At 59.9% G+C, this 24,683-nt stretch carries 23 protein-coding genes; 13 read left to right on the forward strand and 10 right to left on the reverse strand.

What is annotated here, in order from left to right; all coding sequences use genetic code 11:
- Window positions 1–198: 198 nt before the first annotated feature.
- The 4 genes from HW556_RS00300 to HW556_RS00315 form a co-directional block, all read right to left on the reverse strand.
- Window positions 199–1,335, reverse strand: coding sequence for a DNA polymerase III subunit (locus HW556_RS00300; protein WP_176896919.1), 1,137 nt, complete (start codon window positions 1,333–1,335; stop codon window positions 199–201).
- Between the two features lie 3 nt (window positions 1,336–1,338).
- Window positions 1,339–1,767, reverse strand: a complete 429-nt coding sequence (locus HW556_RS00305; protein ID WP_176896921.1) for a hypothetical protein — start codon at window positions 1,765–1,767, stop codon at window positions 1,339–1,341.
- 42 nt (window positions 1,768–1,809) lie between these two features.
- Window positions 1,810–3,060, reverse strand: a complete 1,251-nt coding sequence (locus tag HW556_RS00310; RefSeq protein WP_176896923.1) for a GlmU family protein — start codon at window positions 3,058–3,060, stop codon at window positions 1,810–1,812.
- Between the two features lie 143 nt (window positions 3,061–3,203).
- Window positions 3,204–3,470, reverse strand: coding sequence for a type B 50S ribosomal protein L31 (locus tag HW556_RS00315; RefSeq protein WP_176896925.1), 267 nt, complete (start codon window positions 3,468–3,470; stop codon window positions 3,204–3,206).
- A 285-nt stretch (window positions 3,471–3,755) separates the two neighbouring features.
- Between HW556_RS00315 and HW556_RS00320 the strand changes: the two genes are divergently transcribed.
- From HW556_RS00320 to secDF, 5 genes are all read left to right on the forward strand, one after another.
- Window positions 3,756–4,154 carry a hypothetical protein gene (locus HW556_RS00320; RefSeq protein ID WP_176896927.1) on the forward strand — a complete coding sequence of 133 codons (399 nt, stop codon included), beginning with the start codon at window positions 3,756–3,758 and terminating at the stop codon, window positions 4,152–4,154.
- An 80-nt stretch (window positions 4,155–4,234) separates the two neighbouring features.
- Window positions 4,235–4,816, forward strand: coding sequence for an RdgB/HAM1 family non-canonical purine NTP pyrophosphatase (rdgB, locus tag HW556_RS00325; protein ID WP_176896929.1), 582 nt, complete (start codon window positions 4,235–4,237; stop codon window positions 4,814–4,816).
- A gap of 210 nt (window positions 4,817–5,026) precedes the next feature.
- The gene (locus HW556_RS00330) at window positions 5,027–5,659 is read left to right on the forward strand and encodes a uridine kinase family protein (RefSeq protein ID WP_176896930.1); all 633 of its coding nucleotides are present in this window, start codon (window positions 5,027–5,029) and stop codon (window positions 5,657–5,659) included.
- Window positions 5,660–5,790: 131 nt separating this feature from the next.
- A complete protein-coding gene (locus tag HW556_RS00335) occupies window positions 5,791–6,168 on the forward strand; it encodes a hypothetical protein (RefSeq protein WP_176896931.1) in 378 nt (125 codons plus the stop codon).
- A gap of 224 nt (window positions 6,169–6,392) precedes the next feature.
- Entirely contained in the window at window positions 6,393–9,356 is a 2,964-nt protein-coding gene (gene secDF / locus HW556_RS00340; RefSeq protein WP_176896932.1) for a protein translocase subunit SecDF, read from the forward strand.
- 237 nt (window positions 9,357–9,593) lie between these two features.
- On the opposite strand, the gene HW556_RS00345 is transcribed toward secDF, so the two are convergent.
- Window positions 9,594–10,223, reverse strand: a complete 630-nt coding sequence (locus tag HW556_RS00345; protein ID WP_176896933.1) for a NifU family protein — start codon at window positions 10,221–10,223, stop codon at window positions 9,594–9,596.
- Window positions 10,224–10,400: 177 nt separating this feature from the next.
- On the opposite strand from HW556_RS00345, the gene HW556_RS00350 reads away from it, so the two are divergent.
- Window positions 10,401–11,759, forward strand: coding sequence for an HTTM domain-containing protein (locus HW556_RS00350; RefSeq protein ID WP_176896934.1), 1,359 nt, complete (start codon window positions 10,401–10,403; stop codon window positions 11,757–11,759).
- Here the strand turns inward: HW556_RS00350 and aroC are convergent.
- Window positions 11,756–12,835 carry a chorismate synthase gene (gene aroC / locus HW556_RS00355; RefSeq protein ID WP_176896935.1) on the reverse strand — a complete coding sequence of 360 codons (1,080 nt, stop codon included), beginning with the start codon at window positions 12,833–12,835 and terminating at the stop codon, window positions 11,756–11,758. The two genes, HW556_RS00350 and aroC, sit on opposite strands and share 4 nt — an antisense overlap.
- Before the next feature lie 151 nt (window positions 12,836–12,986).
- The gene (locus HW556_RS00360; RefSeq protein ID WP_176896938.1) at window positions 12,987–14,465 is read right to left on the reverse strand and encodes a BatD family protein; all 1,479 of its coding nucleotides are present in this window, start codon (window positions 14,463–14,465) and stop codon (window positions 12,987–12,989) included.
- A 488-nt stretch (window positions 14,466–14,953) separates the two neighbouring features.
- Between HW556_RS00360 and HW556_RS00365 the strand changes: the two genes are divergently transcribed.
- The 5 genes from HW556_RS00365 to HW556_RS18585 all read left to right on the forward strand — a co-directional run bounded on the left by HW556_RS00365 (window position 14,954) and on the right by HW556_RS18585 (window position 18,985).
- Window positions 14,954–15,676 carry a ferritin-like domain-containing protein gene (locus HW556_RS00365; protein WP_176896940.1) on the forward strand — a complete coding sequence of 241 codons (723 nt, stop codon included), beginning with the start codon at window positions 14,954–14,956 and terminating at the stop codon, window positions 15,674–15,676.
- A 29-nt stretch (window positions 15,677–15,705) separates the two neighbouring features.
- A complete protein-coding gene (locus HW556_RS00370; RefSeq protein ID WP_176896942.1) occupies window positions 15,706–16,521 on the forward strand; it encodes a ferritin-like domain-containing protein in 816 nt (271 codons plus the stop codon).
- Between the two features lie 292 nt (window positions 16,522–16,813).
- Window positions 16,814–17,542 (forward strand): ferritin-like domain-containing protein, encoded by a 729-nt coding sequence (locus HW556_RS00375; RefSeq protein WP_176896944.1) that lies wholly within the window; start codon window positions 16,814–16,816, stop codon window positions 17,540–17,542.
- Between the two features lie 19 nt (window positions 17,543–17,561).
- Entirely contained in the window at window positions 17,562–18,491 is a 930-nt protein-coding gene (locus tag HW556_RS00380; RefSeq protein WP_176896946.1) for a ferritin-like domain-containing protein, read from the forward strand.
- Between the two features lie 299 nt (window positions 18,492–18,790).
- Window positions 18,791–18,985, forward strand: coding sequence for a hypothetical protein (locus HW556_RS18585; RefSeq protein WP_246285144.1), 195 nt, complete (start codon window positions 18,791–18,793; stop codon window positions 18,983–18,985).
- A 99-nt stretch (window positions 18,986–19,084) separates the two neighbouring features.
- Here the strand turns inward: HW556_RS18585 and queG are convergent, their stop codons facing one another.
- Window positions 19,085–20,047, reverse strand: coding sequence for a tRNA epoxyqueuosine(34) reductase QueG (queG, locus tag HW556_RS00385; protein ID WP_176896948.1), 963 nt, complete (start codon window positions 20,045–20,047; stop codon window positions 19,085–19,087).
- A 122-nt stretch (window positions 20,048–20,169) separates the two neighbouring features.
- Between queG and HW556_RS00390 the strand changes: the two genes are divergently transcribed.
- Window positions 20,170–22,242 (forward strand): HelD family protein, encoded by a 2,073-nt coding sequence (locus HW556_RS00390; protein WP_218136831.1) that lies wholly within the window; start codon window positions 20,170–20,172, stop codon window positions 22,240–22,242.
- 139 nt (window positions 22,243–22,381) lie between these two features.
- Here HW556_RS00390 and HW556_RS00395 read toward each other — a convergent pair whose 3' ends face one another.
- Both HW556_RS00395 and HW556_RS00400 read right to left on the reverse strand, forming a co-directional pair.
- Window positions 22,382–23,170 (reverse strand): MBL fold metallo-hydrolase, encoded by a 789-nt coding sequence (locus tag HW556_RS00395; RefSeq protein WP_176896950.1) that lies wholly within the window; start codon window positions 23,168–23,170, stop codon window positions 22,382–22,384.
- Between the two features lie 164 nt (window positions 23,171–23,334).
- Window positions 23,335–23,613: a phosphatase PAP2 family protein gene (locus tag HW556_RS00400; RefSeq protein WP_176896952.1), complete on the reverse strand. Its 279-nt coding sequence runs from the start codon at window positions 23,611–23,613 to the stop codon at window positions 23,335–23,337.
- A 230-nt stretch (window positions 23,614–23,843) separates the two neighbouring features.
- Here HW556_RS00400 and HW556_RS00405 point away from each other — a divergent pair, with 230 nt between their 5' ends.
- A complete protein-coding gene (locus HW556_RS00405; RefSeq protein ID WP_176896953.1) occupies window positions 23,844–24,527 on the forward strand; it encodes a haloacid dehalogenase type II in 684 nt (227 codons plus the stop codon).
- Window positions 24,528–24,683: the final 156 nt, after the last annotated feature.

The following is a 24,683-nucleotide window of genomic DNA, read 5'->3' on the forward strand; positions in this document are numbered from 1 at the left end:
TGTATTTACTGCCCCTACAGGCTAGAAAAGGCCTTTTTATGTATTATTCCGCTTGAGTTACGGAGAGCAATATAGAAACGGGGCTCGCCCATACATTGCCATTTGCACCGTTGAGCAAAACCGTTGAAGCGGCACTAGCGGCGGGCCGGAATAAGCCCCGCCCCTACGGCGCCGCAACTTAGGCCAAAAGCCAACGAATTACGCCCGCAGCAGTTCGGCTAAGCGCAACGAAACGTCAATGAACACCATGCGCGGGTTGGCGTTGCGCTCGATGTGGTAATGCGCCTCGTTGATTTCCTGGGTCAGCGCATCGGCGTTGCGGGGCGTTACAAAGGGGCTGAAGCTTTTGATAAAGCCCTGCTCCTGGGCCGGCAGGTGCGGTACCAGCTGCGGGTCGAGGCCGAAGAGCAGCACCTTGCGCAGTAGTGTCAGCGCATATTGGAAAAACTCCTTCTGGCTTTCGCGGCCCAGCTTCTGAAATTCGTCGCTGCGGGTGAGCATATCGGCTACTTTGTTGCCGTAGCAGGTGCGCATCCAGCCCACAAACAGCTCGTAATAGTCGTGCTCGGCACTAGCGCCATCGGCGCTGGCAGCCAGCGCGGCGCCCACGTTGCCGTCGGTGAGCTGAGCCAGCTGCCGGGCTTTGACTTCGGGTATATTCTGGGTGGTGCGTAGCCAATCGGTCAACTCCTGCTCGGCCGGCGCGCGCACCACAACCGGCTGCACCCGGCTGATAATGGTGGGCAGCAACTGCTCGGGGGCGAAGCTCACCAGCAGAAATACGGTGGCGGGCGGCGGCTCTTCCAGCAGCTTGAGCACAGCGTTGGCCGCCGCCGGGTGCATGAGTTCGGGCAGCCAGATGACCACCACTTTAAAGCGCGCCTCGAAAGCTTTAAGGCTCACCAACCGCAGCAGCTGCACGCTTTCATCCTTCGAAATGCTACCCTGCTTGTTCTCGGCCCCAATGTGCTGCATCCAGTCGTTGAGCCCCTGATATGGATTACCAAGCACGAACTCGCGCCACTCGGCCCCGAACTTGCTGCTCGTGGCATCCTTGGCCACCGCCTTGGTGGTGGTCACGGGCACGATAAAGTTGAGGTCGGGGTGGATGAGCTTGTCGATTTTCTGGCAGCTCGGACAGGCCCCACACGAATCCTCGGCCTCAGCTGGCCGGTTTTCGCAATTAAGAAACGCCGCATAGGCCAGTGCCAGTGCCAACGCCGCCGACCCTTCAGGGCCCCGAAACAGCTGGGCATGGGCCACGTGGTTGCGCCGCACGCCGCCCAGCAGCAACTGCTTCACCTGACTCAGCCCCGGAATAGCAGAGAAACGCATGATTTATTCAGGTAATGAATCCAGACGCCAATCGACAGCACCCCGCTGTTTGCGCCAGTCCCAGTAAGCGTCCATCAACCCGTCGTGCAAAAACGCTTGGTCGCTCGCATCATCGGCCGCATCAACCAGCTGTATGCCGCGCCAGCTGCCAAGCGTCGGGTCCGTGGTGCCATCTATCAAATTCAGTAAATCAAAAACCACATCAGCCGCGCAGCCAGCCAGCATTTTGCGGATAGCTGCCTGCAAAACCGGCTTGCCACGAAGTTCCATAACGGCTTCTGCTTCCGCTGAATTCAATCCTCCATTCGGCGGATAAAACAATTCAATCGCACGGCCTTCCAGCAGATCAGCGGCATACGCCACGGCGTACTCCTCAAGTAACTGGTTGGCCGTTAGCAGGAAGGTGCGCCTATGGTCGTCAGAAAGTTGCATCAGCTTGTCAAGCTATTAATTCTTATCGGGCGCTTAATCCGACTATTTCTCCGATTCCTGTTCCGTGCCGGCAGCAGGCCCTGATGGCAGAGCCTTCTCCCACACCCGGTCGTTGGCCGTGGCTTCGTACACGTGGCGCATGATTTCCTGCTCGGACTCGTCGTAGGCGAGCTTGCGGCGGGCCATTACGCGCTCGGCCACCTCGCCTGCTTTGGCTAGCCGGAAGGTTTCGAAGCCCGCTGGGCCACCCCAGGCAAAGCTCGGAACAAAAGCACGCGGAAAGCCGGCTCCAAATATATTGGCTGCCACGCCCACCACCGTACCGGTATTGAACATCGTGTTGATGCCGCACTTGCTATGGTCGCCCATCGTCAGGCCGCAGAACGTCTGGCCCGTGTTCACGAACCGGCCGGCCGCATGGCTCCAGATTTTAACGGGCGCGTAGTTGTTTTTGAGGTTGCTGGTGTTGGTATCGGCCCCGATGTTGCACCACTGGCCGATGAGCGAGTTGCCCAGGTAGCCCTCGTGGCCCTTGTTGGAGTAGCCCATGATGATGCTGTTGGCCACCTCGCCCCCCACCCGGCACTGCGGGCCGATGGTATTGTCGCCGCGCAGTTTGGCGCCGGTGTTAATGTGGCTGCCCTCGCAGACGGCCAGCGGCCCTTTCAGCGTGGCTCCTTCGTGCACTTCTACGTTGCGACCCAAGTAAATCGGGCCGTCTTCGGCATTGAGGATAGAGGCCCGGATTCTTACGCCGGGCTCGATAAAGATATTTTCCAGCCCGTACACAATGGTATGCGGGTCGCTTATCGGGGCTGACTGGCGGCCGGCAGTCAGCAGCGCAAAGTCGAGCCGGATTTCGGCCCCGTTGTTCAGAAACAGGTGCCACAGCTCGCCGATTACGGTTACCGGCTCGGCTACTTCGTGCGTGTTCCGGAAGCCTTCCTGAATCAGCTCGGCCACCTTAGTGGCATCGTCCAGATGAGCGGCCACCAGCAGCTCGCCGTCATAGAGGGCACTACCGGCCTCCAGAGCCTGCACCTGGCGCACCAGCAGTTCGTCGGGGCACACGGCACCGTTGATGACCAAGGCCGGGCCAGTCGTGTCGCCGGCCGGAAACTTAGCCTGCAGGTAGCTTTCGGTCAGGTAGCCGACTTGGCTTACGCCGAGGCGGTGCTGCCATTTTTCGGCCAGCGTGAGGATGCCGCAGCGCAACGCCGCCACGGGCCGGGTGAAGGTAAGTGGCAGCAGCCGGGGCCGGATGGCCGGGTCGTCGAAGAGCAGAACGTGCATGAGAAAACGAGTTACAAGCCGCAAGCTACAAGCTGCCTGCGGACGGAACAAAAGTAGGAAGGGAGGAAAGGGAACAAACAAAAACTCCCGCTGGCAGGGCTGCCAACGGGAGTTTTTGGGATATAGCGCTTGTAGCCTGGAGCTTACTCGCTTTCGCTCTGCTGGGTCTTCTTGCTGTAACGGTTGCGGAATTTCTCCACGCGGCCGGCGGTGTCGATAAACACGTTTTTGCCGGTGTAGAACGGGTGCGACGCCGAGCTAACTTCCACCTTGATAACGGGGTAAGTCTTGCCGTCTTCCATGGTGATGGTCTCGTTGGAGCTCATCGTGGAGCGGGTCACGAACTTGAAGTCGCTGGAAGTGTCCTGGAATACCACTTCGCGATACTCGGGATGAATTTCTTTTTTCATGGTCGTAGGGCCGTTTGTACCTGAGTGCCTGCCGATTTTGCGGAAGGGATTGCAAAAGTACGCGTTAGGTCCGGATATTAAAAACGTCCGCCGTTTTTTTCCTCGGCCCAGCCCAACGGCAGTTTGGCATCAGGCCGTTTCCGGATGTGGCTGCCGCTGGTAAAACGAATATTTCTGTAGCTTCCCCTGTCCCCAAAGTCCTCATTCCAGCGCTGCGCTTTTAGACGAAACATAAGTATGTTTGCGCTACCCTCCGCTCTATCTACTACGCTTATCTTCTTTGCTATGAAACGCTTGCCCGCCCTACTAGGGCTTCTGCTGCTGCTTTCCGGACTGGCCTCGGGCTCAGGGCTGTTGCTTTTCCGTACCCAGGCCTTACCTGGCGGCGTGCAGCTGGAATGGGCCGCTGCCAATGCGCCCGGTGTTATTCGCTACGGTATCGACCGGCAGGATGGGCCGGCGGATGACTTCTACTACCTGACGAGCCTGACGGCTGGCTCCCAGTCGCGCTACTCCTACTTCGACCGCCATACCCGCCCCGTAGCGGCCACTGGCAGCCCGGTTACCTACCGCCTCACCGTGCATACAGCCGTCGGCACCCAGGCCTACCTCAGCTCACCCCCACCTCCGGCCAGCGCCCCGCTGGACAGCTGCTGGCACCTTATCAAGCAAATGTTTCGCTGAGTGCAGCAACGCCGGCCCCTAGCCGGCTTTTTTACGGCCGATATTTGCGCCGCTTTCCGTTGATTCAACTCCTGCCTGCCATGCGCCTCTGCTTTGCCTCCAACAACGCCCACAAGCTCGACGAAATCAGGCCGCTGCTGCCAGCCAAGGTGCAGTTGCTGAGCCTGAACGATATCGGCTGCCACGAGGAGCTGCCCGAAACCCAGGATACGATTGAGGGCAACGCCCGCCAGAAGGCCCAGTACGTGTGGGACCATTTTGGTGTGGCCTGCTTTGCCGACGACACGGGCCTGGAAGTGACGGCGCTGGGCGGCGCGCCCGGCGTGTATTCAGCCCGCTATGCTGGCCCGCAGCGCCTAGCCGAGGACAACGTGGCCAAGCTATTACACGAGCTCCGCAGCCACACCGACCGTACGGCCCGATTCCGGACCGTGGTGGCCCTGGTGCTGCCCGACGGTACCACACACGAGTTTGCCGGGGCCGTGGAAGGCCGCATCAGCCCGGAGCTGCACGGCAGCGGCGGCTTCGGCTACGACCCGGTGTTTGTACCGGTTGAGGGAGACGGCCGCACCTTTGCCGAAATGCCGCTGGCCGAAAAAAACGGCCTCAGCCACCGCAGCCGCGCCGTAGCCGGGCTCGTGGCGTTTCTGGGTGAGAAGTGAGAAGTGGTACGCGAACTAAATGAGAAAAGAACGTCCTTCTGAGCGTTCCAATGAATCTCTACTACTTCGTTGAGACGCTGTTACGATGAAGCAGCAGAGATTCATTGGCCAACTCAGAAGGACGTTCTTTTCTCATTTAGCTGTACTCACTTCTAATAATCACTACTTTTGCAGGGTTGGCCCTGCCGGTACGGGCCTCGCTTTTCCCTTATGCAACAACCTTTCATCGTCGGTATCACGGGCGGCAGCGCCTCGGGCAAAACCACGTTTCTGCGCCGGCTGCTGGCCTCCTTTCCCGAAGAAGATATTTGCCTGATTTCGCAGGACAACTATTACCACCCGCGCGAAAACCAGTTGGTCGATGCCCAGGGCGTTACCAACTTCGACCTGCCGACCTCCATCGACTCGGCGGCCTACGCGGCCGACGTGCTGCGCATCAGCCAGGGCAAAGAGGTGCGCCGGCCCGAGTACACCTTCAATAACCCTAACGTGGTGGCAGCCGAGCTGGTGTTCAAGCCCGCGCCTATTGTGGTGGTAGAGGGTATTTTTGTGTTTTACTTTGAAGCTGTGGCCCGCCTGCTCGACCTCAAGGTGTTCATCGATGCCCAGGAACACGTGAAGCTGCAGCGCCGCATTATCCGCGACCGGGACGAGCGGGGGTATGATCTGGAGGACGTGTTGTACCGCTACACGCACCACGTGGCCCCCACCTACGAGAAGTATATAAAACCCTTCCAGCAGGACGCCGACCTGATTATCCCGAACAACCACCGCTTCGATAAAGGCTTGGAGGTACTAGTGGCCTACCTGCGCGGCAAAGTGGTAGCCAGCCGGGCCGGATAGACGAAACCACTTTTTTTGCGAGCAGCCCCCGAAAATTCCGGGGGCTTTTTCGTGGTTTTGCGGCGGCAGCGGGCCGGGGCGTTGCAGCCGCGAGGTCAAAAACCTATATTTGTAGTTCTTACACCTGTTCCGTGCTGCTGCTCACCGCCTTTTTACCGCGTCTGCGCCTCGCCTTTCTCACCCTAACGGTGCTGATGGTGCTGGGCCTCAACCACCAGTCGGTGGCGACGCTGCGGGTGGTGCCGGCAGCCGAAGCGCCGGCCCGCGCCGCCGTTGCCGGCCGCACGGCCGTGGTAGAAGAGCGCGTGAACCTGGAGGCAACGCCCGTTTTGGTGGCCGAGCTGCCCGGCATTGCCGATGTTTGGCTGCCCGCGCCGCTGCTCCTGCCCACGAGGCCGCAATGGCTGGTCGCCGTTCAAACGATTGTGCTGCCTTACCCCGGCCGGTTGTCGGTAGGCCTACTGCGGGCCCGGCTGCTGCGCGTGGCCCTTTCGCCCCAAGCCCCTTAACTTCGGCGGGGGAGAAAAGCAGGCGCTGCCCCGGTTTGCCGAAGCGCACTGGCTGGCTTCAGTTGAGGCAAAGTTTTATTTGCGCACTTCTGCCCCTGGCTCCCTCATTTTCTGCCATCCGGTAACTGTCCGATATTATTTCGGATCGGACCCGGTCTTACTTTTCGCTTTCCAGAACCGTAGCCGCCAGCCAATTGCTGCCGGCTAACAGCTCAACAAAATCAATGCGTAATAAAGGACTCATCATCACGCTGACACTTATTCTGTCGGCGTTGTGCATCTATTTCCTCTCGCTGACGCTCATCTCGCGGGGTGTGCAGCGCGATGCCGAGCGCTACGCCACGAGTGGCGGCAATATTGTAGAAAAACAGCGCCAACACTACCTCGATTCGGTATGGCGGGCGCCCGTGTTCGGGCCGCTTACTTATAAAGAAGTGCGGCAGTCGGAGCTGGGCCTAGGCCTGGACCTGAACGGCGGCATGCACCTGACGCTGGAAGTGTCGCCGGTGGAAATTGTGCGGGCCATGAGTGGCAAGAGCAAGGACGCCAACTTCAACAAGGCCATGGCGCAGGCCCAGGCGCAGCAGCGCAGCAATCCGGGCACGCCTTTCACCACGCTGTTTGCCCAGGCATTCCGCGAGGTGGCTCCCAACGATAAGCTGTCCCGCATTTTCGCCAACACCATCAACAAGGGCGCTATCGACATCAACTCGTCGGATGAGCAGGTTATCGGCGAAATCAACAAGCAGTTGGAGGACGCCATCGACCGTTCGTTCGACATCCTACGCACCCGTATCGACAAGTTCGGCACCAGCCAGCCCAGCATTCAGCGCGTGAAAGGCACCGGCCGCATCCAGATTGAGCTGCCCGGCGTGGATAACCCCGACCGTGTGCGCAAGCTTGTTCAGGGTCAGGCCAAGCTGGAATTCTGGGAAGTATGGCGCCAAGACGAGTTTGCGCCCTACCTCAACCAGCTCAACCAGGTGCTGAGCGCCAAGGAAGCCCTGGCTAGCCCAGCCGCTGCGGCTGCTACCACGGCGGCGGCTACGGCCGCCCCCGGCGACACCTCGGCCCTGGCCCGCCAGCTGGCCCAGAAAAACACCGCCGCCGCCCAGACCGACTCCGCTTCACCCCAGAAAAACGTCCTTGGCAGCCTGTTCACTATGCCCGGCACTTTGGGCGCCAACATCCGCGACACGGCCCGTGTAAATGCCGTGCTGCGTAGCGCCGACACCCGCGCCGTACTGCCCTCCAACCTGAGCCTGATGTGGGGCGTGAAGCCCGACATGATTGATGGCCAGGAGTACCTGCAGCTGTACGCCATCCGCAAAAGCCGCGACATGGAGGCTCCTATCGGGGGTGAGGTAGTGAGCGACGCCCGCGGCGACTTCAGCCAGCAGGGTGCCGGTGCCGAGGTATCGATGCAGATGAACTCCAACGGCGCCCGCAAGTGGCAGCGCCTGACGGCCGCCAACATCGGCCGCCAGGTAGCCATTGTGCTCGACGATTACGTGTACTCGGCCCCCGTGGTGCAGGCCGAAATTGCCGGCGGCAACTCCAGCATTTCGGGCAACTTCACCATCGAAGAAGCCCAGGATCTGGCCAGCGTACTGAAGGCCGGTAAGCTGCCCGCTCCCACCCGCATTGTGGAAGAAGCCGTGGTAGGCCCCTCGCTGGGCCAGGAGGCCACCAACCAAGGCCTGTACTCCACGCTCGGCGGTCTGCTGATTATCATGGCCTTCATGGCGGCCTACTACGGCCGCGCCGGCATCGTTGCCGACGTTGTGCTACTGTTCAACCTGTTCCTGATTATGGGCATTCTAGCCCAGTTCAGCTTCGCCCTCACGCTGCCCGGCATTGCCGGTTTGCTGCTCGTTATTGCAGCCTCGGTAGATGCCAACGTACTTATCTTCGAGCGAATCCGGGAAGAAATTGACCACGGCCTGATGACCAAGGACGCCATCAACAAAGGTTATTCCCGGGCTTTCTCGGCCATTTTTGATGCCAACGTAACCACGCTCATCATTGCCACCATCCTGTTCGTCTTCGGTACAGGTCCGGTGCAGAACTTCGCCATCACGCTGCTGATCGGTGTGTTCACCTCGTTCCTGGCGGCCGTGTACATTTCGCGCCTGATTATCGAGTGGATGGTGAAAGGAAAGGAAACGACTTCGCTGACGTTCAGCACGTTCCTGTCGCGCAACCTGTTCAAAAACATCAATTTCGATATCGTGGGCAAGCGCAAGCTGGCCTACATTTTCTCGGCTATTTTCATTCTGATCGGCTTCGGGCTGATGTATCTGCAGGGTGGCCCCAACCTGGGTGTTGACTTCCGCGGCGGCCGGGCCTACGTGGTCAGCTTCAGCAAACCCGTAGTGGCTTCCGACGCCCGCGACTTTCTCACCAAGAACTACTTCACCGGAGCTGGCACCGAGGCCAAAACCTTCGGCACCGACAACCGCCTGCGCATCACGACCGGCTACCTGGCCGACGATGAAAGCGTGGAGGCCGATGACAAAGTAAAAACCGCGTTGATGACGGGCCTCAATGCCAAGTACGGTGCCCTCAACCCCAACATCGAAAGCACCGCCAAAGTAGGTGCCACCATTGCCGACGACATCAAGCGAACTTCGGTGCTAAGCCTGGGCCTGACCCTGCTGGCCATCTTCGTGTACGTGCTCTTCCGCTTCGAGAAGTGGCAGTATTCGATGGCGGCCGTAGTGGCTCTGTTCCACGATGCGCTCATCGTAATTGCTTCCTTCCCGATTGCACGGGCCTTTGGTCTCAACTACGAGATGGACCAGGTGTTCGTGGCCGCCATTCTGACGACCATCGGCTTCTCGATGAACGACACCATCGTTATCTACGACCGAATCAGGGAATATCTGCAGGAAAACAAGCAGCTCACGTTTGCCCAGGTGGTAAACCCTGCCCTCAACAGCACGTTCTCGCGCACCATGATTACGTTCACCACCGTGTTTCTGGTGATGCTCGTTCTCTACATCTTCGGGGGCGAAACCCTGCGCTCGTTCTCCTTCGCCATGTTGCTCGGCGTCGTGTTCGGCACCTATTCGTCGCTGTTTATCGCGGCCCCGCTGATTCTCGATACCTACGGCAAGAAGGAAACCGAGCGCATCAACGACGGCGGCGAAATTGGTGTTCCCAAACTCAGCAGCTCGCAAGCTTAATCGAGCACCGCTGTTGCAGATTCGTTCTGTGTGCTTCTAAACAGAAAGAGCCCGGCCAACTGGTCGGGCTCTTTTGCTTTACCGGGTAGTAAAGTGCTGCCGAAGCTACCTGTAAAGCCGCTGCGCCACCTCGCTTCTGTCTGAAACAGAAAGAGCCCGACCAATTAGCCGGGCTCTTTTACTCTATATGAACGGAGGCCTGCATTTGCCGCATCTACTCATCTGCACCAGCGGTGCTTAAACGGTGATGCCTTCGGCTACCACGCTTTGCACCTCGGGAACCATGCGCTTGAGCAGGTTTTCGATGCCCGACTTAAGCGTAACGGTGGCCGAGGGGCAGCCGGAGCACGAGCCCTGCAGGTTCACGGTTACAATACCGTCGTTGAAGCTTTTGAACGTGATGTTACCACCGTCCTGCTCCACGGCGGGGCGCACGTAGTTATCAAGCAGGTCGATGATTTTCTGGCTGGTGGCCTGGTCGGCTTCCGAAGCATCGGCAGGCGTGGCGGCAGCCTGTTGGGCAGCCTTCTGCTCCGCGGCGGGGTCGACGGTGAAAATGGGGCCGCTGGCCTCAATGTACGACTTGAGGAAGGTGCGCAACTCCGGAATCAGCTGAGCCCACTGGTGGTCGGTGCTCTTGGTGATGGTCACGAAGTTCTGGGCGATAAACACGCGGCCCACATAATCGAAATTGAACAGTTCCTGAGCCAGCGGCGAGTTACCGGCGGCTTCCAGGTTGGGGTAGTCCACGCTCACGCCATCAGCCAAAAGCTGGGCGTTGAGCACGAATTTCATGGATTCGGGGTTGGGCGAAGCCTCGGCGTATATCGATACCGGGCCAGCGGGGGCAGTGAGTTGTTCAGCCATGTTTGAAAGACTTGGAGACAAGCGGAGAGAAAATCGGGCCGTTTTGGTCGGCCCTAGTACCATAAAACCGCACGGGGCGGCAATAGTTGCAAAGGTAGCTTCTTTGCAGCTTCAAGTCATGAGCCGGAGGCAGATGTTGGACATCCGCTTGTAGCTTGCCGCCGAAAGCCTCTATCTATGCGCCGCCTGACTGCCGCTTTGTTTCGCCCTGTTGATATTGCCTGGCTGGTGTATTTCCGGCTGGGTGCGGGCTTTCTACTGGCGCTGGAGCACGGCGGGGCCATTCTGCTGGGTCGCGTGCGCAACTATACCGAGCCGCAGTTTCACTTTCGCTACCTAGGCTGGGAGTGGTTGCCGCACCCGCCACCGGCCGGCATTTACGCGCTCTACGGGCTGGTGGTAGCTGCCGGGCTGGCCGTGGCTGCTGGCTGGCACTACCGCGTGGCTGCCGCCCTGCTAAGCCTGGGCTACGCTACCCTGCTGCTACTCGAAGAAACCGAGTACATCAACCACTTTTACTTGTATGCGCTGGTAGCGGCCGTGCTGCTGGTGCTACCTGCCCACCGCGCTGCCTCGGCCGATGTGCGCGCCGGCCGCGTGGCCCCGGCCGCCACCACCCCGGCCTGGACGCGGCTGGTGCTGCTGTTTCAGATGGGGCTGGTGTACGCGTTGGCCGCCCTGGCCAAGCTTAATCCCGACTGGCTGGCGGCCCGGCCCCTCACGGTGTGGCTGGCAGCCAAGGCGAACTACCCGCTCATCGGTCCGCTGCTGAGCCACTCTGCCGCGGCCTGGATGCTGAGCTACGGCGGCATTGTGTTTGATGCCCTGATTGTGCCGCTGCTGCTGTGGCGGCGCAGTCGGCGCTGGGCTTTTGGGGTGGCCGTGCTGTTCCACCTCACCAACGTGGTGGTATTCGGGCTGGGCACTTTCCCGTGGTTTTCCATCCTATTAACCACCCTGTTTTTCGCCCCCGATTTCCCGCGCCGGCTGCCGGGCTTCGTGGGCCGCTGGTTCCGGGCGCGAGTGCCGCTACCCGCCGAGGCAGCCTCCGCGGCTCCTGCCGTTGTGCCCCCAAGGTCCCGCTGGGTGCTGGCGGGGCTGGGCCTGTTCGGACTGGTGCAGCTGCTGGTACCGTTGCGCCACTACCTCTACCCCGCCGATGTGCACTGGACCGAGGAAGGCCACCGTTTCAGCTGGCACCTGATGCTGCGCAGCAAAACCGGTACGGCCATGTTCCAGGTAGTGCTGCCCGACGGGCGCGAAGAGTGGGTGCACCCGCAGAACTACCTCACGCTCAACCAGGCCCATAAGCTCAGGGCCAGCCCCGACCTGCTGCTTCAATTTGCGCAGCTGCTGAGCCAGGATTTCCGCCGCCGGGGCCAGCCACCGGTAGCCATCTACTGCCATTCGAGCGTGAGCTTGAACGGCCACCTGCCCCGGCCACTTGTCAGCCCTACGCTGAATTTGCTAAGTGTACGCCGTACCCTGGCACCCGCCCCGTGGGTACTGCCCGGCCCGGTGGCCGATGCGCTTTAAACCTTGTTGGCCCGGGCCCGCAACAGCATATCGGCTAGCACGAGGCTGGTCATGGCATCGACGATGGGCACGGCGCGGGGCAGCACACAGGGGTCGTGGCGGCCCCGGCCCGCCAGTGTTACGGCCTCGCCTTGGTCGTTGATGGTGGCCTGAGGCTGCAGAATGGTGGCCACAGGCTTGAAGGCGACCCGGAAGTACACGTCCTGGCCATTACTGATACCGCCCTGGATGCCGCCTGAGTGGTTGGTACGGGTACGCACGCGCCCGGTGGCTTCATCCGTATAGAAGGAGTCGTTGTGTTCGGAGCCAAACAGCAGCGTACCGGCAAAGCCCGAGCCGTATTCGAACCCTTTCACGGCGTTGATGCCCAACATGGCCCGACCGAGCTCAGCATGCAGCTTATCAAACACCGGCTCGCCGAGGCCGGCGGGCAGGCCCTGCACCACGCCCGTTACCAGGCCGCCCACCGTGTCGTGCCGGTCGCGCGTCTGGCGGATGAGGGCGGCCATACGCTCGGCTGTTTCGGGGTGCGGGCAGCGCACGAGGTTGGTGTCAATCAGGCCCAGATCCAACTGTTCGTAGCCCACCGGAACGGCCACCGCCCCCACCTGCGACACGTAGCTGTTCACTTTAATATCGTGCTGATTAAGCAGCTGCTGAGCCACAGCGCCAGCGGCTACGCGGGCAGCCGTTTCGCGGGCCGAGCTGCGGCCGCCGCCCCGGAAGTCGCGCCGGCCGTACTTCTGGTCATAGGTGTAGTCGGCGTGCGAGGGGCGGTAGGCATGCTCGATGTGGGAGTAGTCGTGGCTGTGCTGGTCCTGGTTGCGGATGTACAGGCTGATGGGCGTACCGGTGGTCTGGCCCCGGAAAATGCCCGACTGCACCTCCACCCGGTCGGCCTCGGCGCGGGGCGTCGTCAGGTCCGACTGTCCCGGCCGGCGCCGGTCCAGCGCCGCCTGAATCTGCGCATCCTCCACCGCCAAGCCTGCCGGGCAACCGTCAATTACCACCCCAATTCCCGGCCCGTGCGACTCGCCAAACGTGGTAATGCGAAACAGGGTGCCGAAAGTGTTCATAGGTGGTGGGGTAATGGATGAGTGACTTGGAGGACAAAAGTACGATTGTCATCCTGAGCTTGCGAAGGACCCTATTACCTCTAACCGAAGCTTCTTGTTCGACTTTAACCAGCTCCTTCGCAAACTCAGAATGACCGACGCCTGCACCTACTTACCGCCGCGCCTGCCACCAGCCCCAGAGGGCGAAAATTACTAGTACACCAAGAAATAGGTTGGCGTAGCGGCGTACGTCGCGGTAGATACTCCGGGGCTGGGGCGTGGTATCGGCGGCGGCCAGGGCCTGGCGGTAAAACGGGTCGGTGGGCACAGCGCGCAGGGTGTTTTCGGTGCGCTCGGCCCCAGTCACTACGGGTCCCAGCTTTGGGCGCAGCGTATCGTAGCGGGCCGTGGCAGGATTGAAAACGATGAGCTGGAACAGCGTATCGAGGCGAACCAGCCCGGGTTGACGGGCTACCAGCCGGAAGCGGAAGCTCTTGCGCCCTCCTACCCGACCGTTCTGGCGGGTCAGCGTCTGCTGCACTTCAGGTCCGTAAAGCTCCAGGCCAACGGGGGCCACGGGAGCAGGCAGGTTCGCGGTAGCCAGGTTGCCCTCGCCTTCGAGCGCAAACGTGTAGGCAAACGTCCGGCCGGTACGAAACGTGGTGCGGTCGAGAAACTCTTTCAGCTCGTAGTTGCCCACCGGCACCTGGTCGCGCAGGGGGTGAGGCGGCAACGGCACCACGGGCACCGTTAGCGGGGTCGAGCGGTAGGTTTTGTAACCTTCGAGACGGTTATCGAGGCCTTCGGCGGGCTTTTTGGCCACCTTGTACTTGCGCATCTTCAACTCGACGGCCGGAAACGCGAGCGGAGCAGCGTTAAGCGGATACAGCGCGGCTTCCCAGAGGCGGTAACGCAGAAACGGCTGGCCACCTACCGTCACGCTTTCGGGCACCACCTCCTGCTCGTCGAAGCTTTCCTCCCACACCGTGCGCTGGCGTAGCTGCCGGATAATACCTGGCAGCTGGCCCGCAAAATCGTAGAAATCGAGTACGGCCTGGTCTTCGGGGCGCAGGTAGAAATACAAAGCCACATGCAGACCTTCTCCTACAAAAACCCGCTCTTTGTCGGGGGTGAGGGTCAGAAAAGCCTGGTCGCGCGGCTCGGTATAGTCCTGGGGCCTGGGCTTGCCAAACAGTTGGTCGAGCAGCCCCAGACCCTGTAGCGGGGCCGCGCCGCCGGGCACGGGCGGGGCGCTGGTCTGCTGGGGGCCTACTATTAGCTTGGCCCCCGCCGATTCCAGACTCAGCCCGTTCACCTTCATGCTAAAGGGCTTGACTTCGTACTCACCTTCGGCAAAAGCGGCGTAGCGCTGCGTAATGGTCAGCTCCGTAAAGCTCTGACCGCCCACGATGCGCGTGGTAGTGGTGCTCGATTTGCCGCTTTTCTTGAAGCCCTCCAGATCGGGAAAGGCGGAGTAGCGTTCCAAAGGAGCACCGCGCAGCCGGAAGCTGATAGTGTAGTACTCATTGAGCGGAAAAGCACCCGGCCCCAATTCAATATCGGCCGTGCCGGCTGGTACCGTTGGCTGCGCATGGGCACCAAAAGAGGGCAGCAGCAGCATCCAGCAAAACACAACCAGAACTAAACGCATGATGCCCAACTTCAGCGGGTGGGTTTCAAAGCTACGAAAAACTGCTTTGGGGCTACTGAGCCCACCAACGCCCGGCTACCGGACTGATCTTAGGATTACCAATAGGGTTGGGCCAGAACAATTTGGAAGCGTAGCCGTTCGCACTCCATAATGGAGTAGCACAAAATCCGCAACCCACTATTGCAGCCGCGCACAAATTCAATACCAGCAATTTTTCACCATACTAAACTGATTATCAGACGCCTTTCATTGAGGCATTCTATTGAAAAATACCCCTTGCATTGAAAAAGGCATATTCTATCTATCAGCACATTACACATAATATGTTACAAAATTTCGGTTATTCTCAATCCACTGCTGAGTTGCAGTCGTAACTCTACCCAGCAACTACTCCACCGCTCTTTTCGGCAGAAGTTCCTGACTTGTAATTCTCTGCCCCAGGGCGTGCAGATTCAACTTGCCTTTTTTTCACCCAAACTATTTCTCTAATGTCCAACATCAAGCAAAATGCCAGCGAAGAGGCGGAATTCGCCAAGCCGCTGTACACGCCTATCAAGCGCCGCTCGTTCTTCATGTACGCCGGAGCCACGGCTGGAGCTACTGCTCTGCTGCTCTCGGGCTGCGACGACGACGATAATGAAATCGTTACGCCTAACGGCACCGTGAATCTGGGTTCGGGCGATGTAGGCGTGCTCAACTACGCATACGCTCTGGAGCAACTCGAAGCCGCTTTCTACGCTCAGGTAAAGGCTACACCTGCCGCCGACTTCTCGACCCTGGAAAAGGATTACTTCAGCCAGGTTGCTGCCCATGAAGCCATCCACCGCGACTTCTTCAAGGCGGCCATCAACCGCGACGCACCCGGCCAGATCATCCCCGGCCTGACGCCTATCTTCACTTCCATCGACTTCACGAAGCGTGCTTCGGTATTGGCTACCGCCAAAACGTTCGAGGATTTGGGAGTAGCCGCTTACAACGGTGCCGGTAAATACCTGAAGACGCCGGCTTACTTGGTAATTGCCGGACAGATTGTATCGGTAGAAGCCCGCCACGCCGCTTATGTGCGCGACCTGATTTCCCCCGGCTCGTTTGCTGATGACAGCATCATCGACGCCAACGGCCTCGATAAGGCCATGGAGCCGGTCGATGTGGTAACGGCGGCTCAGAGCTTCATCAAAGAGAAGCTCGACGCTTCGAGAGTCGGTAAGTAATTCCTCCTTCCTTTTAACGAGCCATCATCATGAACATACTTCGCATAATCGAGCAACTGTCGGAAGTAGACGCCGACGTACTGGGCCGCTTCGACTCCCGTCGGGCAGTATTCAAAAGCCTTGGCAATACCGCCAAAATGGGCGCCTTGGCCGCCGCCCCAGTTTTCGTATCCTCGCTGTTTTCGAAGGCCTATGGCCAGACGACGACTCCCAGTGTTGTTGAAGTCCTCAACTACGCGTTGACCCTGGAGTTGCTGGAAGAAGACTTCTATAAGAAAATGACTGCCGCCGGCAGAGTACCCGCTGGTGCCGCCGCCGGAGCCATTGCTACTATCCTGAAGCACGAAACTGCTCACGTTAAGCTGCTGTCTGACACCATCAGAGCGCTGAACGGCACGCCCGTGACGAACGTAAAGTTCAAGACTTCGGCTTTCCCAGCCGACTATCCTACTCAGTTGGTAGTAGCCCAGGCATTGGAAGACACCGGTGTACGGGCCTACAAAGGCCAGGCTGGTAACTTGCTAGGCAAAATGGCCGGTACGACCAGTCTGCTTCAGGTTGCCCTCCAGATTCACTCGGTAGAAGCTCGTCACGCAGCTCACATCCGTGGCATGCGCATGCAGCCAGCCTGGATTCCAGCCTCTGACTCTAACCTGCCTGCTCCGCTGGGTCCGGTATACACCGGTGCTATCCGCGAGGATAACGTTATCCAATCGAACGTTAACATCACCAGCCAGCTCGGCACGCCTTACTCGGCTAATGATGCGGCGGCTTCGTTTGACGAAATCCTGACCATGGCCGAAGTGCTCGACGCTTCGCGCGCTGGTGGTTTGGTACAAGGATAAGCTGCTACAGCTTTTTTGCTTTCCCAATGAAAACAGGCTGTTCCGTAAGGAGCAGCCTGTTTTCATTTGACAGGACGCCCGCATGGCGTGACATCTGTGCCAGAGCAAGAGGCTGGACAGGCTAAACGGCGCGGTGCGGGTGCCAGATGCGCTGCCCGGTGCGCTGGCCTGGCAACCTTCTGGTCGGTATCGGTATCGTGGCGGTAGAGCATCCGGGTTCAATGAAGTACCTTTACCTTCCGGGACTTGGCAACCTGCGTTGGGTTGTTACTTGTCGGATTTATTTTCGCGTATGGCTGATTTGGCAGACACTTCTTTTTCGGGCCGGGCCCTGCGCCGGCGCACTTTTTTACGGGTAGCCAGTGCTACGGCTGCTTCCTCGGCGCTGGTACTGGCCGGCTGTGGCAACGACGACGACGACCCGACGCCGGTGCCCAATGGCAGTACCGGCACACTGGTCCTTGCGGGCAACGATACGGGCATCCTCAACCTGACCTATCTACTGGCTCAGATACAGGCGTCGCTCTACCAAAAAGTGGTTACAACGCCCCCGGCCGATTTTACGGCCGCCGACACGGCCGCTTTTGTGGATATGCGCGACCACGAGGTTATTTACCGCGAGTTTTACAAGTCGGTGCTCGGTACGTCAGCCTACGATAATGGCCTGACGACGGCGCTGGAGTTTAACTTCACGACCTATACCCTCACCACGCGCAAAGGCGCGTATGAGGCGGCCCGCACCCTCGAAGACCTTGCGGTGGGTGCGTACAACGGCTTGGGCCGGCGGCTGGCCAACAGCAGTTACCTACGTCTGCTGCTTAAAATCACTTCCGTGAAGGCCCGTCATGCAGCCTTCGTGCGCGACCAGGCCGAGCCCAACTCCTTCGCCGGGCCCGATGTAATATCGTCTACCGGCAACCAAGCCGGGCTCGACACCATAAAAACGCCCGTCGAAGTAGCCAAGTTGCTCGCCCCACTGGTACCCGTGGTACTGGTGGCCGACAACCTGATGACGCTTTAAGCTTCGCTTTTTCTTTCTCATGGATTTTCTGAACCTGCTGGCCCGGTTGGCCGACCTCGATTCGACTACTGCCGCCCCCCAACTGGCGGCCCCGCGCCGCGCCGCCCTGGGCCGGCTGGGCCAGGCCGGTACGGCCCTGCTGCCGGGCTTACTCCTAAGCGCCCTCAGCCAGCCGGCCACTGCCGGCACCCTCGACACCCGTACCCGCCTCGATGTGCTGGTGCTGGTTCGCCAGCTGGCGGCCCTGGGCAACGAGCTGCACTCGCGCGCCCTGGGCCTGGTAGCCGGTTACCCGGCGCTGCCCCTTACGGCCACCGAAAAAGCCGGTATTCAGGTTATTCAGCAGCAGGAGGCGCAGCGCGTTACCCTTTTCTCGCAGCTGATTACCGACGGTGGTGCCACGCTACCGACCACGCCGCGCTACGATTTTACGGGCAGCAAGAACAGCGCCCAGACCGCCCTCTACCCCGACATCCAGACCAACCCCGCTACCTACTTGCTGGTGGCGCAGGTGGTGAAAGACGTAGCCGTGCGTGTTTATAAGAGCCAGGTTGATTTTGTGCGCGCTGATGCTTACCTCACCGAAACGCTGCTCCGCAGCCACTCGGCCGAAGCCCGCCATGCCTCGCACCTGCGCACTTTGCGCCGACAGCGCGGGGTTGCGGTAAAAAGCTGGGTAAGCCCCGACGACGCTCCGGTACCCGCCACCAGCCCGGCCATTGCCAAGGTGTACGAAGGCGAATCGGGTTTCATCCAGACCTACAACGCCAGCGACGCCAGTGGCCAGGGGGGCGCACTGGTTTCGGTGCCTTTCGATTCGACGCTGCCCATTAACGTGGCAACGCCACCGCTAAGCGCAGAAGCCATCCTGCGCAAGGTGGCCGAGGCCTTCGACGAACCCGCCGACGCTATTGTCGCGACCAATGTAGCAGCCCTGTTTACGTACTAAATACGGGCCTGAGAGCCGATCAGCAATATTCGTTTTTTACAGGCGGAACGTGGTAAACCACGTTCCGCCTGCTTTTTTTAGCCCTGTTTGCCACAATAGGCACCTGTCCGGTAGTTGCATCTGTCCGGCAAAATTTTGTATCTTTCAAGAAAGGAGCTACCCGGTTACGGATGTCGCACGGCCTTTCTCTGTGGCAGCCGTACAAGGGGCAGTTTCCCCACTAAAAATCATTCTTCCACCTTTTAATTCTTCGTTCTTACCCACACTCCCACCTTTCCCACCCCAAATTATTCAACGCCATGTTGGAGTATGCCAAAACTATTTTGCTGAAAGTGAGCTTTGACAAAATTTTGTTTGAGAAGGAGTTACGCAAGGCCCTGCGAAATCTGGTACCCGCCGATTTGCAGGAACTCAAAGCCTGGTGTTACCAGCAATTCTCCAGAATTTATCATCGCCTCCTGAACCGGGTTTTCGGTCAGCCTGCTTTGGGCTAAGCCCTACCTCTCCTGTTGCATCCCACGCAGCCGGCACCGCAAGGGCCGGGCACCGCACCTACTGGTAGCGCTGCCCGGCCCTTGCGTTTTGGCACCCAATTAGTCGGCAGCAGTGTCGGCGGCTTCGGGCGCATCGTCGGTTACGAAGCGGATGTTGCGCAGCAGGCCCGCGTAGCCGGTGCGTTTTACGGCCGATTGCCGGAATAGCTCCGAGAAAAGTTCGTGGGTGATTTCCTGCCAGTCGCTGCGGGTCAGGTCTTTTAGGGCCGGGTGGGGGTTGAACTGTGGCTCGTGGTGGGGTTTGGCGAACCGGTTCCAGGGGCACACGTCCTGGCAGATGTCGCAGCCGAATACCCAGTTGCCGAACTTGCCTTCCACCTCCCGCGGAATCTGGTCTTTGAGCTCGATGGTGAAGTAGCTGATGCATTTGCTGCCGTCCACCACGTAGGGTTCGGTAATGGCCTGGGTGGGGCAGGCATCTACGCATTTGGTGCAGGTGCCGCAGTAGTCCTTGATGGGGCCGTCGTAGTCGAGTTTTACGTCCACAATCAGCTCGGCAATGAAGTAGAACGAGCCCACGCCGGGCGTAATCAGGTTGGAGTTTTTGCCCACCCAGCCCAGGCCGCTCTTTTTAGCCCAGGCCTTGTCCATCACCGGGGCCGAATCGACGAAGCAGCGGCCCCCCACCTCCCCTATTTCCTGCTGCATATCGTGGAGCAACTCTTTCAGCTTGTCTTTGATGACGAAGTGATAGTCGCGGCCATAGGCGTACTTGCTGACTTTGAGGGTATCGTCGGGCTGCTGGGTTTCCTCGGGCGGATAGTAGTTGAGCAGGAGCGAAATAACCGATTTAGCGCCCTCCACCAGCAGGCGCGGGTCGAGGCGCTTATCGAAGTGGTTGGCCATGTAGGCCATCTGGCCGTGCATGTTCTGGTTCAGCCAGTTTTCGAGGCGCGGGGCTTCATCCTCCAGAAATCCGGCCTCCGAAATACCGCAGTACATGAAGCCCAGCTCCGCCGCCCGGCGTTTGATGAAAGCAGTATAGTGGGCCGTTGGCAGCATAGAATCAGGCAGAAAGGAAGTACAAAAATACGTTATGCCGAAACGGGAGGCCCGCCAGCGGTGCGTAGTGCCGGGGCCCGCAATGCTGCGCCGCTTCCATACCCCGGAATTTGCCCCGACCTTTGGGGTTCAATTTTCAGGAGTCGGCCGTGATAAACGTAACCCAGCAGGAGGAGAAAGAATACCTGGAGCAGATAAAGGAGCAACTGACGCTGGCCATCCGGCGGGTAGACGGCTCGGTAAAGCAGTTTTCAGAGGAGCTGCGGGAGAAAAAAGAGTACATCCACGAGCACCAGTCGGGCATGGATGAGGCCGATATGGTGGCGGCCGGCCAGTCCATCAACCGCATGGCGTTTACGGGCGAAGCTGCCGTGAGCCGCAAGCGTAAGCTGCTTAAGCTGGGCCAGTCGCCCTACTTCGGCCGGCTCGATTTTGCCGCTACCGGCCGCGAAGCCGCGCCGGTGTACATCGGCATCTACTCCTTCTTCGACGAGCTGCAGCGCGCCAACCTGATTTACGACTGGCGGGCCCCTATTTCGTCGATGTTCTACGATTTCGAGTCGGGCCCGGCCTCCTACACCACGCCGGCCGGTTCGGTGCGCGGCACCATTGGGCTCAAGCGTCAGTACCGCATCCGCGACGGCCGCCTGGAATTTCTGCTCGACAGCGACGTGAACATTCAGGACGACGTGCTGCAGCGCGAGCTGGCCAAGTCGTCGGACGACAAGCTCAAGAACATTGTTGCTACTATCCAGCGCGACCAGAACGCAGTTATCCGCAACGAGGAGGCGTCGGTGATGGTGATTCAGGGCGTGGCCGGCTCGGGCAAAACTTCTATTGCCCTGCACCGCATTGCCTTTCTGCTTTACCGCTACCGCGAAACCATTTCCGCCGGCGACATTCTTATCATCTCGCCCAACAAGGTATTTGCCGACTACATTTCCAACGTGCTGCCCGAGCTGGGCGAAGAGCACATTCCGGAGATGGTGATGGAGGAGCTGGCGGCCGACCTGCTCGAAAACCGGCAGCCGTTCCAGACCTTCTTTGAGCAGGTATCGGCGCTGTTAGAGCACCACGACGCGGCGTTTATTGAGCGCATCCGGTTTAAGTCCTCGTTCGATTTTCTGAGTCAACTCAACCAGTACCTACTGCACATCGAAAACAGCTACCTCACGTTTCAGGACTTGCGGGTGGGCAGCACGCTGGTTCCGAAGGCCGTTATCGAGCAGAAGTTCCGGGGCTACCACCGCGTGCCGCTGCTGAAGCGCTTTGCCCTAGTGGCCCAGGATGTGCGCGATTACGTGCGCCACGCTGCCGGCCGCAAGCTCAGCGGGCGCGAAAAGGGCACGATTGGCGAGGCTCTGAACCGCATGTTCCGGTTTCAGAATGTGCTCGACATCTACCGCGACTTTTACCGCTGGTCCGGCCAGCCCACGCTGCTTAAGCTCGGGCAGAACCTGAAGCTGGAGTACGCCGACGTGTTTGCCCTGATCTATCTGCGCATTCGGTTGGAGGGTGTTAGCACATACGCCCACGTAAAGCACCTGCTGATAGACGAAATGCAGGACTATACGCCCGTGCAGTACGCTGTGCTGTCGCGCCTGTTTACCTGCCGCAAAACCATTCTGGGCGATGTAAGCCAGACCGTGAACCCGTACAGCGCCTCTTCGGCCGAAACGATTGAGCGGGTGTTCCCGCAGGCCGATGTGGTCCGGCTCTACCGGAGCTACCGCTCGACGATGGAAATTACGGCCTTCGCGCAGCGCATCACGCCCAACCCCCACATCATTCCGCTGGAAAGGCACGGGCCGGCCCCGGCCGTGGTGTGCTGCGGCAGCCCCGCCGATGAGCTAAACACGCTTAAGCAGCTGCTGGCAGCCTTCCGCAAGTCCGGCAATCAGTCGCTGGGCATCATCTGCAAAACCCAGCACCAGGCCGAGCAGGTGCATGAGGCGCTGCCGGCCCCGGACGTTTACCTGCTCACCGACGAGTCCTCGTCTTTCAAAGAGGGCGTCATCATCACCACGGCTCACCTGGCCAAAGGGCTGGAATTTGATGAGGTTGTTGTGCCCTTTGCATCGGCCCGCACCTACCAAACGGAAGTCGACCGGAGCATGCTGTACGTGGCCTGCACCCGCGCCATGCACCAGCTTACGCTAACGCACACGGGCCAGCCAACCGGGTTTCTGGCCTGATTGGGCGAAGGCAGGCGCAAAGTCATCAAGCTGCTGAACGCATAGTAACCTTACCACCACTGCCCACCCAAAACGGGCCCGCCCCTGGTTGTAGCAACCAGGTAGCGGGCCCGTTTTGGGTAGCAGATAGCAGGCAGGCCTACTTGGCCGCTGGGTACCAGTTGCGCAGCCGCACGTCGATTTTCTTGTTGGCGGTGTTCACGGTTTTCTTGAAGCCGTCTACGTCGCTCAGGCCATCCTGGCCCCGGTAGTGGTAGGGGTACACGATGCCCGGCTTGAAGGCCAGCACGCCCTGGGCGGCCTGATTCACGTCCATGGTGTAGGGCAGGTTCATGCACACGAAAGCCACATCTATTTTCTTGAGGGCGCGCATTTCGGCAACATCCTCGGTGTCACCCGACAGGTACACGTTCTTGCCGCCCAGGTTCAGCACGTAGCCATTGCCCCGGCCCTTGGTATGCCGCGAATCGGCGGCTTCGGGCAGGTTGTACATGGCCACGGCCGAAACCGACATGCCCAGCGTATCGAGGCGCTGGCCGTTGTTGAGGATACGCACCTGCGCCTGATACTCGGCGGGCAGCTTTTCGGCTACCGCTTTGGGCACCACCATCAGGGCTTTACCTACCGAAAGGCCCGCCAGCGTTTTGGGGTCGAGGTGGTCGCCGTGAATGTCGGTAATCAGGATAACATCGGGGGCGGCCAAGCCGGCATAGGCTTCGGCTCCGCCGTAGGGGTCCACGTAAATGGTTTTACCGTTCCAGGTAAATACCACGCTGCCGTGCGTGATAGGCTGCACCGTAAGCGGGCCTTTTTTGGTGGCAATCTGGTCGGCAGCCGCCAGGGGCGCGGCGGCGGGGGCAGCCATCTGGGCCTGCGCCTGAACCGCAAAAACAGCCAGCGCGGCCGTGAGCAGGAAGGTAGATTTCATCGGGTTTTCTTGTTTAATGCGAATGACTGAGAAGGGTGGCGTTCGGTTGCAGCGCCTTGTTGCAGCCGCTACCCCCGAAAACCGTGCCCTATAACTCTGTTGCCCCGCACAAGTTTTGGTGGGCTGGCAATTCGGCTTGCCCTGCCCGGCCACCCCGCGGCCAACTACACGGTGCCCGTCCAGTAGGCCTTGGATTTTTCGAAAGCGTTGGTGTCCACATTTTTGCTCAGCTCCAACCCCGACACGTTGCCCTCGTAGAAGTGGATACCGCCGTAGATGCGGGATTCGCCGGCATCGAGCGCCGCGTCGCGGAACGTGTTCCAGCTCAACAGAACGCCCAGCACTTGCTCGTGCGGGTCGGCGGCCAGCGGTTTGCGCTGCATATAGAAGTAGCCGAACTCGTCGCTGCCAGTGTAGGCTTTTAGCACAGTAGCGGCGGCCATGCTAAACGTGCTGTGCCCCGTTTCTCGCGTAGCAGATTCTCCAGAAGGTCAGGCGGGCCGTTGCTGCCGCTAATGTGACCGGGCTACCAGCCCAGCCAGCCCATCAGCTCGCTGTGGCCGGCCGGAGTTGGAGCAGCTGCGTAAACGGCAGAAGCTTACCCCCCGCGTAGTTTTATCCTCCCTTGCCCTGGTAGCTGCTGCCGCGGCCCTACCCTTTTCCGCTGTCCGCCATGTCTGCCGATTCCAACCGTCCCAAACTGCTGATTTTCGACGTCAATGAAACCCTGCTCGACCTGGGCAAGCTGCAGCAGGCGGTTAACCAAGAGTTCAAGTCTGAAACCGCCTTTAAACAGTGGTTTTCGCTGCTGCTGCAGTATTCATTGGTGGACACCGTAACCGGCAACTACCACAACTTCGGGCAGATTGGCGACGCGGCCCTCGATATGCTGGCGCAGGCGCTGGGCCAACCGGCCCGCCCGGCCAGCCGCAAAAAGGAGCTGCTTGCCCTCATTGCCGAGCTGCCTCCGCACCCCGACGTAATTCCCGGCCTCACGGCGCTACAGCAGGCGGGCTTTCGCATGGTCACGCTCACCAACTCGCCCGACGCCACCATGCGCAAGCAGCTGGCCTACGCCGGCCTGACTGGCTTTTTCGAGCAACTGATCAGCATCGATTCGCTTAAGTGCTACAAACCCCACCCCACCACCTATCTCAGCACCTGCCAGCAGCTGCAAGCGGCCCCGGCCGAAACCATGCTGGTGGCGGCCCACGGCTGGGATACGGCCGGAGCGCAGCTGGCTGGCTTACAGGCCGCTTTCATTACCCGTCCGGGCCAGCAAACCTACCCGCTGGCCCCCACGCCTACTCTTACCGGCTCCACCCTGCCTGCCATTGCCCGGCAGCTTATCGGCTAGGCGATATTGGTGGCAGGGTGTGGCGGCACCTTTAAGCCCGGCACCTGCCTAGGCGGGGCAAATAGCGGCGCATGGCCTCATCTGCATGCTGAAGGAATGGTTGTGCGCTTCCTGGCTAAGCCGCTCCGGCCTTGTTCTGCAGGCTAACCCCGGGCT

This window comes from Hymenobacter terrestris, from assembly GCF_013377905.1.
Lineage (GTDB): Bacteria > Bacteroidota > Bacteroidia > Cytophagales > Hymenobacteraceae > Hymenobacter > Hymenobacter terrestris.